The organism is Vulcanisaeta sp. (assembly GCF_049966235.1).
In the GTDB taxonomy this organism is placed as follows: Archaea; Thermoproteota; Thermoprotei; order Thermoproteales; family Thermocladiaceae; genus Vulcanisaeta; species Vulcanisaeta moutnovskia.
On sequence record NZ_JBMFVA010000003.1, the window covers coordinates 104,139 to 120,198 of the forward strand.

Annotated in this window: 16 protein-coding genes; 12 read left to right on the forward strand and 4 right to left on the reverse strand. The window is 42.9% G+C overall.

Features of this window, described 5'->3' with window-relative positions; all coding sequences use genetic code 11:
* Positions 1-60: 60 nt before the first annotated feature.
* From ACP5L5_RS03585 to ACP5L5_RS03595, 3 genes are read left to right on the forward strand one after another with little or no spacing between them, the layout of a single operon-like run.
* Positions 61-1,155 carry a M24 family metallopeptidase gene (locus tag ACP5L5_RS03585; RefSeq protein WP_428761667.1) on the forward strand — a complete coding sequence of 365 codons (1,095 nt, stop codon included), beginning with the start codon at positions 61-63 and terminating at the stop codon, positions 1,153-1,155.
* A 38-nt stretch (positions 1,156-1,193) separates the two neighbouring features.
* Positions 1,194-1,817 (forward strand): histidine phosphatase family protein, encoded by a 624-nt coding sequence (locus ACP5L5_RS03590; protein WP_428761669.1) that lies wholly within the window; start codon positions 1,194-1,196, stop codon positions 1,815-1,817.
* Between the two features lie 12 nt (positions 1,818-1,829).
* Complete coding sequence (locus ACP5L5_RS03595; RefSeq protein WP_428761671.1) at positions 1,830-2,264, forward strand: hypothetical protein; 435 nt, start codon at positions 1,830-1,832, stop codon at positions 2,262-2,264.
* Here ACP5L5_RS03595 and ACP5L5_RS03600 read toward each other — a convergent pair.
* Positions 2,251-3,393: a TIGR04053 family radical SAM/SPASM domain-containing protein gene (locus ACP5L5_RS03600; protein WP_428761673.1), complete on the reverse strand. Its 1,143-nt coding sequence runs from the start codon at positions 3,391-3,393 to the stop codon at positions 2,251-2,253. The genes ACP5L5_RS03595 and ACP5L5_RS03600 overlap by 14 nt on opposite strands.
* 85 nt (positions 3,394-3,478) lie before the next feature.
* Between ACP5L5_RS03600 and ACP5L5_RS03605 the strand changes: the two genes are divergently transcribed.
* The 7 genes from ACP5L5_RS03605 (at position 3,479) to ACP5L5_RS03635 (ending at position 11,050) form a co-directional block, all read left to right on the forward strand.
* Positions 3,479-4,717, forward strand: a complete 1,239-nt coding sequence (locus ACP5L5_RS03605) for a radical SAM protein (protein WP_428761675.1) — start codon at positions 3,479-3,481, stop codon at positions 4,715-4,717.
* A gap of 71 nt (positions 4,718-4,788) precedes the next feature.
* On the forward strand, positions 4,789-6,090 hold the full coding sequence (locus tag ACP5L5_RS03610) for an MBL fold metallo-hydrolase (RefSeq protein WP_013604677.1): 1,302 nt from the start codon (positions 4,789-4,791) through the stop codon (positions 6,088-6,090).
* A gap of 84 nt (positions 6,091-6,174) precedes the next feature.
* Positions 6,175-7,530: a RuvB-like helicase gene (locus ACP5L5_RS03615; RefSeq protein ID WP_428761677.1), complete on the forward strand. Its 1,356-nt coding sequence runs from the start codon at positions 6,175-6,177 to the stop codon at positions 7,528-7,530.
* Positions 7,531-7,595: 65 nt separating this feature from the next.
* The gene (locus ACP5L5_RS03620; protein ID WP_428761678.1) at positions 7,596-8,045 is read left to right on the forward strand and encodes a hypothetical protein; all 450 of its coding nucleotides are present in this window, start codon (positions 7,596-7,598) and stop codon (positions 8,043-8,045) included.
* Positions 8,046-8,159: 114 nt separating this feature from the next.
* Complete coding sequence (locus ACP5L5_RS03625; protein ID WP_048056926.1) at positions 8,160-8,873, forward strand: DUF47 domain-containing protein; 714 nt, start codon at positions 8,160-8,162, stop codon at positions 8,871-8,873.
* The gene (locus tag ACP5L5_RS03630; RefSeq protein ID WP_013604673.1) at positions 8,863-9,594 is read left to right on the forward strand and encodes an HAD family hydrolase; all 732 of its coding nucleotides are present in this window, start codon (positions 8,863-8,865) and stop codon (positions 9,592-9,594) included. Before ACP5L5_RS03625 ends, ACP5L5_RS03630 begins: the two co-directional genes overlap by 11 nt.
* 37 nt (positions 9,595-9,631) lie before the next feature.
* Positions 9,632-11,050 (forward strand): MFS transporter, encoded by a 1,419-nt coding sequence (locus ACP5L5_RS03635; protein WP_428761680.1) that lies wholly within the window; start codon positions 9,632-9,634, stop codon positions 11,048-11,050.
* Positions 11,051-11,092: 42 nt separating this feature from the next.
* On the opposite strand, the gene ACP5L5_RS03640 is transcribed toward ACP5L5_RS03635, so the two are convergent.
* Positions 11,093-11,473, reverse strand: coding sequence for a roadblock/LC7 domain-containing protein (locus tag ACP5L5_RS03640; RefSeq protein ID WP_428761682.1), 381 nt, complete (start codon positions 11,471-11,473; stop codon positions 11,093-11,095).
* A gap of 107 nt (positions 11,474-11,580) precedes the next feature.
* Between ACP5L5_RS03640 and ACP5L5_RS03645 the strand changes: the two genes are divergently transcribed.
* Positions 11,581-13,683, forward strand: a complete 2,103-nt coding sequence (locus ACP5L5_RS03645) for a xanthine dehydrogenase family protein molybdopterin-binding subunit (protein WP_428761683.1) — start codon at positions 11,581-11,583, stop codon at positions 13,681-13,683.
* Between the two features lie 24 nt (positions 13,684-13,707).
* Here ACP5L5_RS03645 and ACP5L5_RS03650 read toward each other — a convergent pair whose 3' ends face one another.
* Complete coding sequence (locus tag ACP5L5_RS03650) at positions 13,708-14,229, reverse strand: hypothetical protein (RefSeq protein WP_428761685.1); 522 nt, start codon at positions 14,227-14,229, stop codon at positions 13,708-13,710.
* 328 nt (positions 14,230-14,557) lie between these two features.
* Between ACP5L5_RS03650 and ACP5L5_RS03655 the strand changes: the two genes are divergently transcribed.
* Positions 14,558-15,298, forward strand: coding sequence for a CorA family divalent cation transporter (locus ACP5L5_RS03655; RefSeq protein ID WP_428761687.1), 741 nt, complete (start codon positions 14,558-14,560; stop codon positions 15,296-15,298).
* Positions 15,299-15,460: 162 nt separating this feature from the next.
* Here ACP5L5_RS03655 and ACP5L5_RS03660 read toward each other — a convergent pair whose 3' ends face one another.
* A complete protein-coding gene (locus ACP5L5_RS03660) occupies positions 15,461-16,024 on the reverse strand; it encodes a hypothetical protein (protein WP_428761688.1) in 564 nt (187 codons plus the stop codon).
* Positions 16,025-16,060 lie beyond the last annotated feature (36 nt).

Here is a 16,060-nt window from a genome sequence, read left to right on the forward strand (position 1 = left end):
AAAAACATTAATATGCAAAAGGGAATAAAATTAAAGGGCCTTGGTTCCTAGATCGGTAATATGTCGAGCATTAATAGGATTATTAGGTTCATTGATGAGGTCCGTAAAACACCAATAGAATTAGTGGTTATTGTTTCTGGCCCTAACTTTAGATACCTGGTTGGTTCCTATATTGAGACCTTTGAGAGGTTTGGTGCATTAATGATTTGTCCAGGTAATAACGCCTATTCCCTAATCTTGCCGAGACTTGATGAGGGTAAGGCCAGGAATACGGGCTTGCCATACATCGTTTATGGCGATGAGGAGGGACCGTTAAATGCCATTAAATCCTTCATTAGCAGTAATTGTGGTACCGTAAGAAGGGTTGGCCTTGAGGGTAGAGCCACGCTAAATTACCTGTGGATTCTACGTGAGGTAATTGATGGGTTTACTGATTCATCTATTGATGACTTACTGACAACAATGAGGATTAGTAAGGATGAAAGTGAGTTGACGAATATTAAGACTGCTGTTAGGGCCATTGAGGAGGGCATAAAGGCTGCTCATGAGTCCATTAGGCCGGGAATGACCGAGGTCGAGGTGGCTAAGGTAATTGGTGAAGCCATTAGTGGTGCTGGTGCCGAGCCTAGAGACGTACTTGTTCAGTCCGGTCCACACTCCGCAATACCTCATTGGTTACCTTCCAGAAGGAGGATCGAGGTTGGCGATGTGATTGTTATTGACGTAACGGCAACCTATAATGATTATTACGGTGACTTAACAAGGACGTTCGTGGTTGGTAATCCACCTAGTGATTTTAAGTTAGTTCATAACCTCGTTAGGAGGGCTCATGACGAGGCAATAGCCAGCGTTAGGGAAGGCGTTACCGGTGCTTACATTGATTCGATTGCCAGGAGGGTCATCACTGAGGGTGGTTATGGGCAGTATTTCATTCATAGGACTGGGCATGGGATTGGGCTTGAGGTTCATGAGGAACCGTTCATAAGTCAGTCATATGATAAGGCGTTATTGAGGGGTAGCGTATTCACTATAGAGCCAGGGATATACCTACCCAACAGGTTTGGTGTTAGGCTTGAGAGCAATATTGTGATTATGCTAGACGGTAGGATTGAAGTCCTTGATAATTACTGGCCAGACCCAATGATTGGGATTTAAGTAATGCTTTATTACCTTGCTTTATCGTAATCATTATCGTGATACTATACCTTGTTAGGCATGGGGAGGCGCAGTTAAATGCCCTTGGTATACTTCATTCAAGGAATTATAACGATAATCCACTGACTGATAGGGGTAGGCTTGAGGCGGCCGCTGCGGCGTTACTTCTACATAGAATGGGTGTTAATGGTACGGTATTTACATCGCCATTATTACGTGCACGCCAAACAGCAGGTTGCATAAGCCCTAATTATAAGGTTGATGATAGGTTAAGGGAGATCGACATGGGTGAGTGGGAGCTCAAGAAGATAAGTGAATTGCCATTCGATAATTACAGGAAGGACCCCGTTAGGTATTATCCACCTGGTGGTGAATCAATGGATTCGGTGATGAGTAGGATTGATGACTTCCTGGAATTCACCAGGAGTATTAATGAGAAGGTAGTGATCGCAGTGAGTCACTGGCACCCTATTGCTACTGCCGTGGCCTTAATAACTGGATTACCACTAAGTAATATCTACAAACTACGCATTAGTACGGGGTCTATAACGGCTATTGACCTGGAGAGTAATGATTTATTACTTCTCAATCTAAGTCCATTAAGAGTATTGAGAAGTCTAGGGTTTAGTGATAGTGAAATAATGATGGAATGCAGTAAGTAGGTGTTACTTGTTATGGGTAATGACTGTGAAGATGTTCATTGGAGACTTGTTGAATTGAATGTAGACCATGCATGCGGACTAGCGAGCCTACTAAAGGTTATTGGTAGGAGGCTTGGTGTTTTTGACGTACCGGATATACTCGATGTAATGATTTATGGAGATTATGAGTCAGTTAGTCAGGCCTTAGGTGGTTCAGTGGTTATTGAGAGATCCCTGGTTCCAGGGCTTTTCTCACGGGCAATTCTCATAAGGAGCATTCCCTATGCATCCATTGAGGATCTTGTGGTATCCATTGTCATTAATTGGGATATACCATGGTACGTAGCCATTATTAAGGAGTTAATGAGGAATATCAACGTAAGGAGTAGCCTAAGGTGGGAGTGGATCAACGAGACACTCAATAGATTCGGCTTTATGGGGCTCTTCAATAAAATCATTTCACAGTAGGTTCATAAACACAAGCTGGATCTGAACCAAGTGAGTCGCCTAATTCGGTGTATGCCCTTGCCCTTGAACCACCACATATATTCCTAAACTCACACACGCCGCACTTACCGTTGAACCTAGCCTCCCTTATCGTCCTCAGTACTGGGTGCTCCCTATACACCCTCACTATATTGTCCTTCCTGACATTACCAAGCGTGAGTGGTAGGAAACCGCTTGGGTATATTGAACCGTCGCTGGCTACGAATATTATTCCATAACCATCCCTAGTGGGTGTGAAGCTTGGTGGTTTTGCGTTGCTTGGTGGTTCACCCATTAATTCCTTGAGTTCTCTCGTTAGTTCCTGGTATAACTTACCACCCTCATATTTAATGCCGGAGTTCCTCTGCATAATGACCCTCCTGAAGAAGGGCGCCTCCACAGTCCTTATCGGTAATCCATATAGTGATGCATCATATAGGAATTGAACAACATCCTCACTCTCCCATGGATCCAGTGGCTCAAGCTCCATACCCCTGCCCACGCGTATTAGGAAGAAGACCTCCCATGCATCGGCACCGCTATCCTTAACAATCTTGAATACCTGGGGTAATTCATGGACGTTGAGTTTCATGACCGCCGTATTGACTTGGAACTCAATCCCATAACTCCTCAACTTACTAAATATCTCCAGTGTTGTCTTGAAAACATCAATTCTCTCCAGCGCACTCCTTCTAATGTAGTTATGGGTCTCGGGTCTTGCGCCATCTAGGCTTATTGATATGGAGTTTACGCGTTCTCTCAGTTCCTTAAGTAAATCATCATTTAATAACTTTGTTGATACCGCGGGTGATAAGGCCACCGGTATTCCCAGGGATTTGGCATGATCAATTAATTCCAGTATATCGTCTCTAGTCAATGGATCACCGCCCGTGAGTATCAGTACTGGGTATGGCTTGCCAAACCCCGTCAAATCCTCAATGAATTTCTTAGCCTCGCCAGTACTTAACTCAGTGGGTAATGGCTTGAGCAACGCATTAGCCCTACAGTGCCTACATGCCAATGGGCATGCCTTGGTGGTCTCATAAAATACCAGTAATGGCTTTTCCTCAAGTGGCCATTTATGCATTGCCTGCAAATCAGGTCTTCTCATTTAATAACTTACTTCCTAATGTTATTTTGGCAGTATCCGTGTAAGTAAGGTTTTATACTGGTTAAGTACCTGCCTAATTGATTAGATGATTAATATAACGAATTTAGTAGTTGGAGGTGGTACAGTAAGCCTGTCCATTAAGGGTCATGACTACGTGAAGAGTGATAGGGAGTTTACGGACATCAGTAGGCCGTTAATTTTCTGGAACATAACGTATAGGTGTAACCTAAAGTGCATTCATTGCTATATAAATGCGATTCAAGGCATCTCGAGGGATGAGTTAACGACCGAGGAGGCCCTTAGGGTTGTTGATGATGCCCATGAGTTGAGAACACCGTTACTTATCATTAGTGGTGGTGAGCCATTAGTTAGGGAGGATATTACTGAGGTAATGAGAAGGGCTAGTGATTATGATATAAAGGTTTCCCTGAGTACAAATGGCACATTGATAACCAGGGATTGGGCCCTAAAGCTTAAGGAACTAGGTACTCAGTATGTTGGTATAAGCATTGATTCACCGATTCCCGAGATTCATGATAAGATAAGGGGTATTCCAGGGGCTTGGGACTTGGCGGTTAAGGGCATTAAAAACATAATGGAGGTTGGAATACCAGTTGGTATTAGAACCACAGTTACTAAGTTGAATATCGATCATGCACCCGAGGTTATAGAGTTGGCACATAGGTTGGGTATTTCAAGAGTAGCGTTTTACCACCTAGTACCCAGTGGTAGGGGCAGGGGTATCCTTAATTTATTACCGAGTTCTGACCAACTACTGAGATTTTTAATTAGGTTAATAGATACTGCTAGGAATTATCCTGATGTTGAGGTATTAACCGTGGATAATCCTGCTGATGGTGTCGTCGCCTCTCTGTTGTCAAGTAGTGATGAGGGTGAGTTCATGGGAAAGTTAAGGCTTGTAAGTAGGATGGGTGCGTGTAGTGCTGGTAGGAAGGTAATGTCGATATACCCCAATGGTGATGTTTACCCATGTCAATTCTTCAATGATAAACCAATGGGTAATGTCAGGAGGGAGAGGCTAACTGAGATTTGGCTGAGGCCTAGGGAAAACACGGAATTAGTGATTAGGCTTAGGGAGAGGAATTACGGTGATTCACCATGTATGAGATGCCCATACCTAAGGTATTGTGGTGGTTGCAGAGTTAGAGCCGGCGTACTTAATAACGATGTTTGGTCCATGGATCCACTATGTACCATGGAATCATTGCTACGGTTATGGAGACTTGGTGAGATTGATCTTAAGCCTTGGCAGGTTAGGATAATGAGAGGATTCGAAGAATCACTGAGTATTAATGATAATTAGTTTCTCGCTTAAACTATATTAACGTAATAACAAAGTACAAAAACCAGTTATTTAACGATTACAGTGTACAAATGGTTGATTTGATAGTGAGAGTATTGGGTAGTGGTGGGGAGGTTGGTAGGATGGCGATTTTTGTTAAGGATATAAATTCTGATAGGGGTTTTCTCTTTGATTATGGTGTGAATTTTGACGAGAATGATAAACCAGTAATGCCCAGTCATGTTAGGCCCAGGGACATAATGGCAGTATTCCTAAGTCATGCGCATCTTGATCATTGTGGTGCATTACCAAGTCTATACGTTAGCTCACCACCGCCTGTCTATGCAACCCCCCTAACCCTTGAGCTTGCGGATATAATGTTTAAGGACGCCATTAAATTAAGCGGTTATTACCTGCCCTATGAGGATGAGGAGATTAAGGCAGTACTTGATCATGCAATACCCGTAACTTATGGTGAGGATATTGACATATCAAAGGATGTAAAGGCAACAATAATAAATGCCGGTCATGTGCCGGGCAGTATGTTGACGCTATTGGAGTTGAATGGCGCCCGAGTGCTATTTACTGGCGATTTCAATCTTGCATCATCAAATCTATTACGTGGTGCTGACGTTAATAGCGTCCCTAAGGATGTTGATGTGGTTATTATGGAGGGCACATACGTAGCTAATACGCATCCACCTAGGGAGGAGGTTGAGAGGGAGTTCATTAAGGTTATTAAGGAGACCATTGAGAGTGGGGGTTCAGTATTAATTCCCGTATTAACAATTGGTAGAGCTCAGGAGATCCTAATAACACTTTATAAAAATGGTATTGATTACCCAATAATAATTGATGGATTAGCAAGACTTGCAAATCAAATAGTGGCTAAGTATCCGCATTACCTGGCAAATCCTGAGCTTTACCTTAAGGCTGTGGAGAATAGTCTCGAGATTACCACAGATTATCAGAGAAGGTCCTTATCAAAGGAACCCGTAATAATAGTGTCACCAGCAGGTATGTTGAAGGGTGGCGCTGCAGTCTATTACCTAAAGAGGTTAAGTAGGGATAGAAGGAATGCTATCATCCTGCCCAGTTATCAAGCGCCAGATACGCCGGGTTTTGAATTATTAACGAGGGGTAGGGCATTCATTGATAAAGGTGAGGTAGTTCTTGATGCTAAGCTTTATTGGTTTGACTTTAGTTCCCATAGTGGTAGGGCGGAACTCGAGGCTTTCATTAGGCACTTTAACCCAGATACAAAGATAATACTCGTTCATACGGAGGCTATTAAGGCTTTGCAGTTCCTTGAGAGACTGAAGGTTAAGTACGGCATTGATAATGTACACGTACCAACCAACGAAGAATCAATAATGATAAGGGTAGGTAGGTAATGACCTTAATGAGAGTAAATGGGTTACTGGTGGACTCACGTTGAAAAGGTTTAAAGGCTATATATTTTAACATCGTTGATCACTATGTCCAACATTCGTATAGAGGAGGTTAAGCCAACCTTCGAAAGGATTGGTTTGCATAGCCATATTAAGGGTTTAGGTATTAGGGATGGTAAGGTTCAATTCTCCGCCGATGGTTTTGTAGGACAAGTTGAGGCTAGGGAGGCAGCTTACTACGTTGTTAAGATGATTAGGGCGGGTAAGTTTGGTGGTAAGGGTGTATTGATAGTCGGTCCACCCGGCACTGGTAAGACGGCACTAGCCATAGGCATTGCAAGGGAGCTTGGTCCAGACACGCCATTTGTACAGATAAGTGCTGCTGAGGTCTATAGTATGGAGGTTAAGAAGACGGAGTTCCTAACCAGGGCCCTTAGGAGCGCCATCGGTGTTAGGATCAGGGAGTGGCGTAGAGTTTACGAGGGCGTTGTTAAGAACATAGACATTCAATATGGTAGGCATCCATACAATCCATATGCCCAAATACCCAGGAGTGCCACCATAACCCTAGCCACAAAGGATGAGGAGAAGAAACTTAGAGTCCCTGCTGAGATTGCTGAGCAGGTAATTGAACTTGGGATTGAGGAGGGTGATGTTATTTGGATTGATGAGGAGACTGGTAGGGTCTTTATTCAGGGTAAGGGTGAGGGTGGTGAGGCCTATGATATTTATGTTAAAAAGAAGATTGAGATACCGAAGGGGCCTGTCTATAAGGAGAAGGAGATCACTAGGTTCTTCACACTTAATGACCTCGACATTTACCAGGCAAGGCAGCAGGGTTTATTGAGTGCAATGATATTTGGATTTGCCACCGAGGAGCGTGAAATACCCAATGAGGTTAGGAAGGCTGTTGATGAGTCTGTAATGAAGTTGATAAATGATGGGAAGGGTGAGCTTGTGCCTGGTGTGTTGTTTATTGATGATGTTCACATGCTTGATATGGAGACGTGGGCATACCTTAGTAGGGCTATGGAGAGTGAGTTGAGTCCAATACTTATCCTAGCCACTAATAGGGGTATAACGAAGATTAGGGGTACGGACATTGAGTCACCGCATGGTGTTCCTCTTGATATGCTTGATAGGCTCATTATCATTAGGACCAAGCCATACGTGACTGATGAGGTTAGGGAGATAATAAAGATTAGGGCTAGGGAGGAGAAGGTTTCACTGGCTAATGACGCACTTGAGGAGTTAACCAAGATAGGTACTGAGGAGAGCCTTAGGTATGCGATACAGTTACTGGCGCCTGCCCAGTTGAGGGCTCAGGAGGTTGGTCACAAGGAGATCACTAAGGATGATATTGAATATGTCAAGAAGTTGTTCCTTAGTGTTAGGGAGAGTATTCAGTACGTTAAGGAGTATGAGAATTACTTCCTACGTTAACTTTCTACAATTAAAGAAAAGTTAAGATTAAAAAGGCAATAGGTAATGCCGATTAGGGGGTGTTGATGCTTAGCCTTAATGATGTTGTTCAAGCCATATACACGGTAACTAGGGTTGTGACCGTACCTGTCAATATACATGCAATTGTTTACCTAGCCGGTAGGGATTGGGCAATGTTCGAGAGAGATGGCGCGTACGTCATTTATAAAACAACGGATACTCAGGGAAATCCCGTAACGATTAGATTAAGGGTCAGGGAGACAGGTTCATCCGTAAGTCATTATTACGAGATTTACGGTATGGAGATGCAGTTTAAGTATATGGGTCATGACTTCCTAGCCGTATACCCAATAAGTGGTGGTTTTAGTAAGGCTAAGGTTGATGATAAGTACCTACTCGACATAAGCACTAAGATTGGCGGTGGTGAACCATGCATCACGGCATTACGAATTGGCCAAGTACCAGCAATATGCAAGCAGATTGGTAAGTTTTACCTAGTGATTGCTAGGATGTGATCAGTAGCGGCGTCCCGCATCATTGTTCTGTTGGGTTCATCCTCATCACGCCCTATTACAGGAAATAAGAAATTGGTTTATATATAACTCTTTAGTTATACTCAGGCATTAAGGATGTCGAGGTTTATACGAGACTTTTGGGGAAAAATATTATCACCGCTTTACGTGGGAGAGAGGGAGTTCCTGGGTAGGTTAGTGACTCATATTGAGCTTAGTCAGAGGGCAATAGCTATACTTGAGGACATGGTCTTAAGTGCTGTGGAGGATAACAGTGTTAGTAAGACCAAGGTTTCCGAGGGTATGAGGGAGATAGCTGCACTTGAGCGTGAGGGTGATGAGATTGTTAGGCAGGTAAATGACTCAGTACTTAAGGGGGCTGTTCCAATAACCACAGCATCGATCATGGATACAATACTCAATAAGTCAGATGATATACTTGATGGTATTCACGTATTATCAAGGGAGTTGAGACGTACGTATTACCTATGCAATACTGAGCCGGTCAGGAAGTTCCTTGGGGAGGAATTCCTGGAAATGCTTAGGATAGGTAAGGAAGCCCTGAGAATGCTTCTTGAAATAATGAATAACCTGGATAAGAAGAGCTTTAGTGACATTAGGGTTATGGTCATGGGTATACAGAAGCTTGAGGAGGAGGTTGACGATATAAAGGATTCAGCCCTTGATAAGTTGTATTCAAATGCCAAGGAGTTAACATATGTGGAGTTCATGAGCAGTATGAGCCTAATATTCGGCATCGATGATGTACTCGACTCAATAAAGGATATAGCCTATATGCTATTAACATTAGTTAGTACGTATGGTGCTTAATGAGAAGATTAACGTGAGGGCAGTACTATTTGATTACGATGACACGATAATGGACGTTAGTGAGGCAAGAAATTATGCGAGACAGGTTATTGCTTATGAGTTATCATCAATCACTAATTTTGACCAGGATCACATACTCGGGGTAATTAAGGATGTTGAGATTAGGATGGAGTCCGTTGGTCAATTTGATAGGAGGATTTGGTTTAAGGAGGTAGCTAAGGCATTGAATGTTGAATTAAGTATTGACGAAATTAATAAACTCGTTAGAGTTTATTGGGATTCATGGCGTTTAAGAAGTAGGTTGTTCCCTGATGTCATGCCTACCCTAAGCGAATTAAGGAGGTGTGGCTTTAGGCTTGGTATAGTGACGAATACTGATGGTGAGCCAGGTCTTAAGAGGGGTAGAATACGTAGGGATGGAATTGATGAGTTTTTTGACTTAATAGTAGTTGCTGGTGATGATACGAAATATGTAAAGCCGCATCCTGAACCATTCATAAGAGCGTTACATATACTGGGTATGCCAGGTAATGAGGTGATTTATATTGGTGATAGAGTAAGTACTGATGTTCCTGGGCCTAAGGCTGTGGGGATGTACGTAGGAATTATTAAAAGATATAATTCCTTAAATACTGGAGATATTAACGATAACATTAATCCAAAGCCGGACTTTATAATTAATTCATTGTTTGAATTATTGCGGATCCTCGAATGTCTATAGAGTAATGCATATTAATAGCTGTTAATATTGCCGATTAATGAATGGTTCAGGTAATATAAAGGGCGTTAATTACGATGACCTGCCACTGAGGAAGCTTGGTAAATACTTTTGGCTTGCTTGGTTCACGGCATCCATGGGACAATTCGTGGATGCTTACGACACATTAATAATAGGTGCCGCACTACTTTATTTAAAGCCATTATGGAGGTTAACACCCGTAGAGACCGGTCTATTAGCGGCGTCAGCCTTCATAGGTGTTGCCCTGGGCGCCGTACTATTTGGGCCAATTGCTGATAGGATGGGTAGAAGACTGCTCTATATCTATGACTTAGTGTTCTTCGTGGTCTTTGGTGCTCTCTCGGCCTTCGTAACGAACTTCTGGGAGTTATTCACAGTGAGGTTTTTACTGGGTATAGGTATTGGTGGTGATTACTCATTATCACCAACGATGGTAGCTGAGTACGCACCGGCAAGACGCAGGGGCTTCGCACTTGCGTCAATGAATAGTTTCTGGGGTATTGGTTCTGTCGTCGGCTTCCTATCCGCATATGGCATGGCAGTTGCCTGGGGAAACACGAATCCAGACTTTACCTGGAGGTTCATGCTTGGTAGTGAGGCCATTTGGGGTCTGGTAGTCATTCTACTTAGGATGGGCATACTTGAATCACCTAGGTGGGCCGCACTACAGGAGCAATTGGGCAGGAGAGTTAGGGAGAAGAGTACTGATGTTGTTAAGAAAATGACTGGCGGTAGGGAGGCGAGCTTTGACCCTGGCGTTGTAAGAAAGCCATCGATTAAGGACTTATTCGCTGGTAAAATGTGGATAACAACAATATTCCTATGGGTTTGGTGGCCTGTAGCCGACATAGCCTTCTATGGATCAAACATGTACACGCCATACATTACTAAGGGCCTTGGATTAACAACTACGGAATTATCCTTCCTAGCATCAGCCCTCTACTGGGCTATTGCGCTCCTTGGTTATTACACAACGGCAGTTACCTACGATATACTTGGCAGGAGATTTGTGACAATACTTGGGTCGACAATAATGGGTATTGACATGCTCATTGGATTTGCACTATATGAGATGAAACTCTTCTCAACTTCCTTGGCATTCCCACTCGTCATGGCCTTATTCACAATATATTACTACTTCATGAATTTTGGCCCTGGTCCATTCACTGTGGCAATGGCCGAGATATGGCCAACTAGGGTTAGAGCTACTGGTCAGGGTCTCGCTGCAATGTTTTCAAGGTTTGGCGCCGCATTTGCTTCCTTCTATATGCCAGTACTGATTAATCAAATTGGGTATGATGGGGCCTTCATATTGCTTGGTGGTGCAATACTCTTTGTGGCCCTTTGGTCATACCTATTCATGCCTGAAACGAAGGGTTTAACGCCATCGCAGATAGAGCAAATGGTTCTAGAGGGGAGGATAGGTATATTCTCGTAATAATGACCTTGTTTTAATTACAGCCTTAATTAAATATTTCAATTACTCAATGAGAATTTTTGTTAATTTATCCTTCAGTTTCTCTATTTCGAGCAGTATTAATCCGAGGTTCGGTTCAGGCTTTGCTATCGCCGTTAGTATTAAGTCCTTACTTAATGGTGCTATTAGCAATGTGTCCTTTGTATATTGCACTATGCTTATTGCTGGTTCACCAAGGCTTAGTTCTACGCCAAGCCTATCTATTGTACTCCTTGCTATTGCAACCATGGCGCTCACAACCTTGGCATTGAATTCATTGCTAACCTTAAAGGCCACGGGTAATCCATCACGCCTAACCACGAGGGCGCCAATGATGTCTGGAAAGACCCTACTCATGAATTCCTCCAGGGTATCCACGACCTCCTTACCCACGCTGGATTCCATCGTTAAATCTACAGAGTTTTTGATTAAAAATCTTTCTATTCTTTATGAATTAAAGAATTAAGGAAAAACACTAACAAACCTTAAAAATATTCGTTAGATTAGGTGCCGTGCCAATTAAGGAGCACTTAGACATTATACTCGGTAATTCCACATATCTAGATGATATTAAGCTCAACAATATGGCTTACCTCCACGTAATTAGATCGCCATATGCAAGAGCCAGGATATTAAAAATAGAGGAGCCAGGTACTAAGGCCCTGCTATTTTTCACGGTAAAAACCATAGGTAATCTACTGATGCCAGCGGTGTCCGTACCCAATGCAAGGATAGTTAGGATGCCCGTACTGCCTAGCAATACTGTGAACTTCGTCGGCCAACCAGTGGCTGCGGTAGTCGCCGAGTCCAGGTACTCACTTGAGGATATTGCTGATGAGGTATCAATTGAGTATGAACCATTAAAACCCATAATTACGATAGATGAGGCATTGAAAAATGAGGAAATAATACACCCTGAAATAGGCACGAATATATCCCTAGACGCCACATTAGAGGGTGGCAACCTTAATGCGTTCAAGGAGGCAGACGTGGTTGTTGAGAGGGAGATTGAACAGGCCAGGCTAGTTGCCAATCCAATGGAACCCAAGGGCTGCATTGTTTATTACGACGGCGACAAACTCCTCGTTTATGCATCAACACAGTCAACATTTAGGGTTAGATCAGACCTGGCTGAGACCCTTGGTCTACCCATTGATAAGATTGTGGTTAAGGCGCCTAAAAATATTGGAGGAGCCTTCGGTAATAAGACGCCAGCTTACCCTGAGTACGTACTTGCTGCAATAGCGTCAATGAAATTGAGAAGGCCCGTTAAGTGGGTTGAAACGAGGACCGAGCACTTAAACAATGCGACTCAGGGCAGAGGCGTTAAGTCAAGAATGAGACTCTATGCTAAGAGGGATGGCACTGTGTTAGGTATTGAGGGTGAGGTCATCGTTAATTTAGGCGCCTATAACTTCACGATAAACGCATCATCGCCATTGTTCATTGCGAATCTATCCACAGGCCCCTATAAAATGATTGCGGCCAGGGTCAGGGCGGTCGGTGTTTTCACAAACACACCACCCTCTGGGCCATACCGTGGTGCTGGTAGGCCTGAGGCTGCGTTGATTCATGAGACATTAATGGATGATCTAGCTGATGAGCTTGGTATGGATCCTGTTGAGGTTAAGAGGAAGAATATAATTAGGGATGGAGAAACCTATAGGACACCGCTGGGCCTTGTTATTGACCCAGCCAATTATCAATCAATACTTGAGTATGCGGCAAAGCGTTACTACGAGTTCAGGAGTAAGTACCCAGATAAGGGCGTGTCTATTGCCGTTTTTGCGCTGTACGTGAGCGTACTCGGTGGTGAGGGTGTTAAGGCCGTGATAGGTAACGGCAAAATGAGACTAATTATTGGTTCTAGGCCGCAGGGCCATGCCCACATATCGGCCTTTACGAAGTATGCATCAGAGGTTTTCGGAATACCTGGGGAGTTTATTGAGGTTGTGCCTGGTGACACGGAGACACTTAATTATGGTGTTGGTACATTCGGTAGTAGGAGCGCTACCGTGGTTGCGGCTGCCATTACGGAACTAGCCGAGAGAGTTACTTCGAGGTTATCGTTAATGGGTTTATCATTAATCGATGCGATAAGGTCTAAGGATGTGGTTATTGAGGAGGAGGTTGATTATAAGCCTAGCATTGCTGTATTCGCACCAAGTGCTCATGTTGCAGTGGTTGACTTTAACCCAGAGACGCTAACTGCTAGGGTCATTGATTACTACACGGTACATAATGTGGGTAAGCCACTCCTTAAGGATGAGGTTGAGGCCCAAGTCCATGGTGGCGTACTCCAAGGTCTTGCCCAAGTCCTTTGGGAGGGCGCATTTTATAGTGAGGATGGTACACCATTGCATGCATCGCTTGCGGATTACGGCCTACCAAACACGGGAGATATTACCTATAGGATCACGACAAACGAAATGAATACACAATCACCACTACCTGGTGGCCTTAGGGGTATTGGGGAGTCGGGAACGACAGGTGCCTTGGTATCCGTGTTCCTCGCATTGGAGAAGGCCATAAAAAGTAAAACCAGTGTTAAGGTAAAGCTCGGTAGAACGCCTGTAACGCCGTCCTACCTATACCAATTAATAAGTGGTTTTTAAGTTGTGAATATTATCTCCAATACATCATATTGTTTCAAGTAAGGCCTTTAGTAGGTTTATTGGGAATCTATGGTCCATGCCTAAGTAATCAAGTAGCACTCTGTATAAATTAAATGGCAGTGAACCTGCCAATAAAGTCCTTACCAGGAAGAACTTCGCATCATTTTCACCGCAGGTCTTTGCTACCTCCATTGCCTGAAAGGCAGCAAATACTGCGTATATTCCTGGATCGACATTATACGTAGTGAATATTGTTAATACACTATCTGCATATTCACCAACGTCCTTAATCCCAACAAGTTTCTTACTTGCCTCCTGTATTTCCGTAAACTTACTGGCCAGTGCATTTAACTCCCTTGATAGTTCAGGGAATAACTTAATTATTGAGTTTACGGCATTCATTGTAATAACACCATAATTATTTAATAGGCAATCACTAGGTTTAACATCAAGCGATGATGAAATTATGTGAGCAATGTACTTAATAATATCCTTAACATCTGCATTGCCAGCAATGCCAACTATAGTTCCTCCTTCCGTACCCATCCCATTTATTGCGTAACTGAAAAATATAAACATTAAGTAATTGAAATAAAAATTAAACGCCTCTTCAAGACTTGATTATTACGGTATTATTTCAATGTTCATGATAATCTAGGGACACCTATTCTACTGTAAAAAGTGAGCTACAGAGGAATTCAACCTTTATTGTGATTGTTAACCACTTGTCTTCATTACTCGATCTCCACCAAGTTCGCAGGAGTCTAATAGCGGCATTCGTACTCAAGGAAGCAAGGGTATTCAATTAACTAATGTCTAGATTTTTAATTAAAATAAAAAGAAAATTTTTTCCCGAATTATGAAAGCTAAAGTGATGAAGTGCCAGCTGGAGTACTCCGAAATGCCGAGTACCTATCCTAAAGACGAGGTGGACATATACAGGGTAGTTAAGGGCGAGGATGGCAAGTATTACGTGAGACTTGAGTTAATGGGGTTTCCCTACTACTTCACAATTACGAAGGACAAAGTAGTCACCCACACGAAAGAGGCTCTCGAGACTTTCAAGGAAATAGAGCCCAAGGACTGTTCTCCCTGGAGTATCTTCACTGAAATAGTTTACGAAATGATTTACATACTTGGCGAGAAGAGGAACGAGTACTACGCTATCTATGAGAAGCTCTTTGAAGAGGCAATCGCGGGAGAGCCCATTGAAGGCATCGAAGTAGTCCAACTCAGGAGAAAGGCCTATCAGCTGTTCTCTGACGCCACTGTACTTTACTTCGTTGTTAAGAAACTCTCAAAGGAACTGGAAGAGCAGGTGGAGGATGATGCTAAGTTCTCTTTGGATAGGGCCGAGCTACTAATTACGAGATTGTCGGACTTGTATAATTTGTACTACACGAAAGTGCAGTACGACTTAAATGAGGTAATCAAGAAATTGACCTCAGTTTCAATCCTATTCTTGCCCATTACAGCAGTAGCGAGTGTCTATGCGGTGACCTTTCCCTCTATCTGGCAGAGTCTCTTAAACATTAGTGCACTGATTTTCCTGTCTCCTGTCATAATCGTCACTGCAATAATGGCCGTTTACTTAAGGAGGAAGGGATGGCTATGAGGAGAGTGATCATTACTGCTCAAGCATACATTCCTTTATTCCCTACCAAACTCCAAGAAGATTTTCCTTTTCACTTTCACAGAAAGGCAAATATATTCCTTATAGTATCAGAAAGATAGGGCGGTAATTGGGGGAATTAGAAATAATTAAAATAACAAATAGTCATACAAAAGCATTATAGGCCTTACTCAAGTTATTTAGTATTGGTGCTAAAGCAAGTGAAGCCGTTATTATGGCTATGGGTTTCCAAGGTATTAATGCCTTGGGCGCCCTCAACTCAATACCGATATTCTCAATAACATCACCTATACACATACCAAACGGCCTAATGCATATCTTCCTTTCGCTAACGTAATTCCTAAGCGATTCATAGGTCTCATAAACAACATTAAACCTGGGGCCAACAAGGTGCTGTAGGTAATCCCTGTTAATCTCAACCTCAGTCTCTATGGTGCCATCATTAAATATTCTTGTATGAAGTTCCCACGGGCCATAAGCCCTCATCGAGAGACTATATGACTCGCCCTTATTAACCGCTAATAGCGTTGGTTTAAATCCCTTCTCAATTAATCCCATGGCTGCGCGCCTTATTTCATAACTTGGTATCTTAATGATGAAGATGTTGCTACGTAATCCCCTCATTATTAAACTAAGTGGTATCTTATACCTGGTACCATCCTCGAGCTTCACGTACCAAGGCAGATAAGCAATGTATGTATTTTTCATATACAGAGATTCTATGCGGATCCCTTAATTTACATT

What these genes read in the sequence shown, in the direction of transcription:
- ACP5L5_RS03650 (WP_428761685.1), bottom strand. Translation starts at nt 14,229, where the DNA reads ATGGGTACGGAAGGAGGAACTATAGTTGGCATTGCTGGCAATGCAGAT.
- ACP5L5_RS03600 (WP_428761673.1), bottom strand. Translation starts at nt 3,393, where the DNA reads ATGAGAAGACCTGATTTGCAGGCAATGCATAAATGGCCACTTGAGGAA.
- ACP5L5_RS03615 (WP_428761677.1), top strand. Translation starts at nt 6,175, where the DNA reads ATGTCCAACATTCGTATAGAGGAGGTTAAGCCAACCTTCGAAAGGATT.
- ACP5L5_RS03655 (WP_428761687.1), top strand. Translation starts at nt 14,558, where the DNA reads ATGAAGTGCCAGCTGGAGTACTCCGAAATGCCGAGTACCTATCCTAAA.
- ACP5L5_RS03625 (WP_048056926.1), top strand. Translation starts at nt 8,160, where the DNA reads ATGTCGAGGTTTATACGAGACTTTTGGGGAAAAATATTATCACCGCTT.
- ACP5L5_RS03605 (WP_428761675.1), top strand. Translation starts at nt 3,479, where the DNA reads ATGATTAATATAACGAATTTAGTAGTTGGAGGTGGTACAGTAAGCCTG.
- ACP5L5_RS03660 (WP_428761688.1), bottom strand. Translation starts at nt 16,024, where the DNA reads ATGAAAAATACATACATTGCTTATCTGCCTTGGTACGTGAAGCTCGAG.
- ACP5L5_RS03640 (WP_428761682.1), bottom strand. Translation starts at nt 11,473, where the DNA reads ATGGAATCCAGCGTGGGTAAGGAGGTCGTGGATACCCTGGAGGAATTC.
- ACP5L5_RS03585 (WP_428761667.1), top strand. Translation starts at nt 61, where the DNA reads ATGTCGAGCATTAATAGGATTATTAGGTTCATTGATGAGGTCCGTAAA.
- ACP5L5_RS03620 (WP_428761678.1), top strand. Translation starts at nt 7,596, where the DNA reads ATGCTTAGCCTTAATGATGTTGTTCAAGCCATATACACGGTAACTAGG.
- ACP5L5_RS03610 (WP_013604677.1), top strand. Translation starts at nt 4,789, where the DNA reads ATGGTTGATTTGATAGTGAGAGTATTGGGTAGTGGTGGGGAGGTTGGT.
- ACP5L5_RS03595 (WP_428761671.1), top strand. Translation starts at nt 1,830, where the DNA reads ATGGGTAATGACTGTGAAGATGTTCATTGGAGACTTGTTGAATTGAAT.
- ACP5L5_RS03635 (WP_428761680.1), top strand. Translation starts at nt 9,632, where the DNA reads ATGAATGGTTCAGGTAATATAAAGGGCGTTAATTACGATGACCTGCCA.
- ACP5L5_RS03630 (WP_013604673.1), top strand. Translation starts at nt 8,863, where the DNA reads ATGGTGCTTAATGAGAAGATTAACGTGAGGGCAGTACTATTTGATTAC.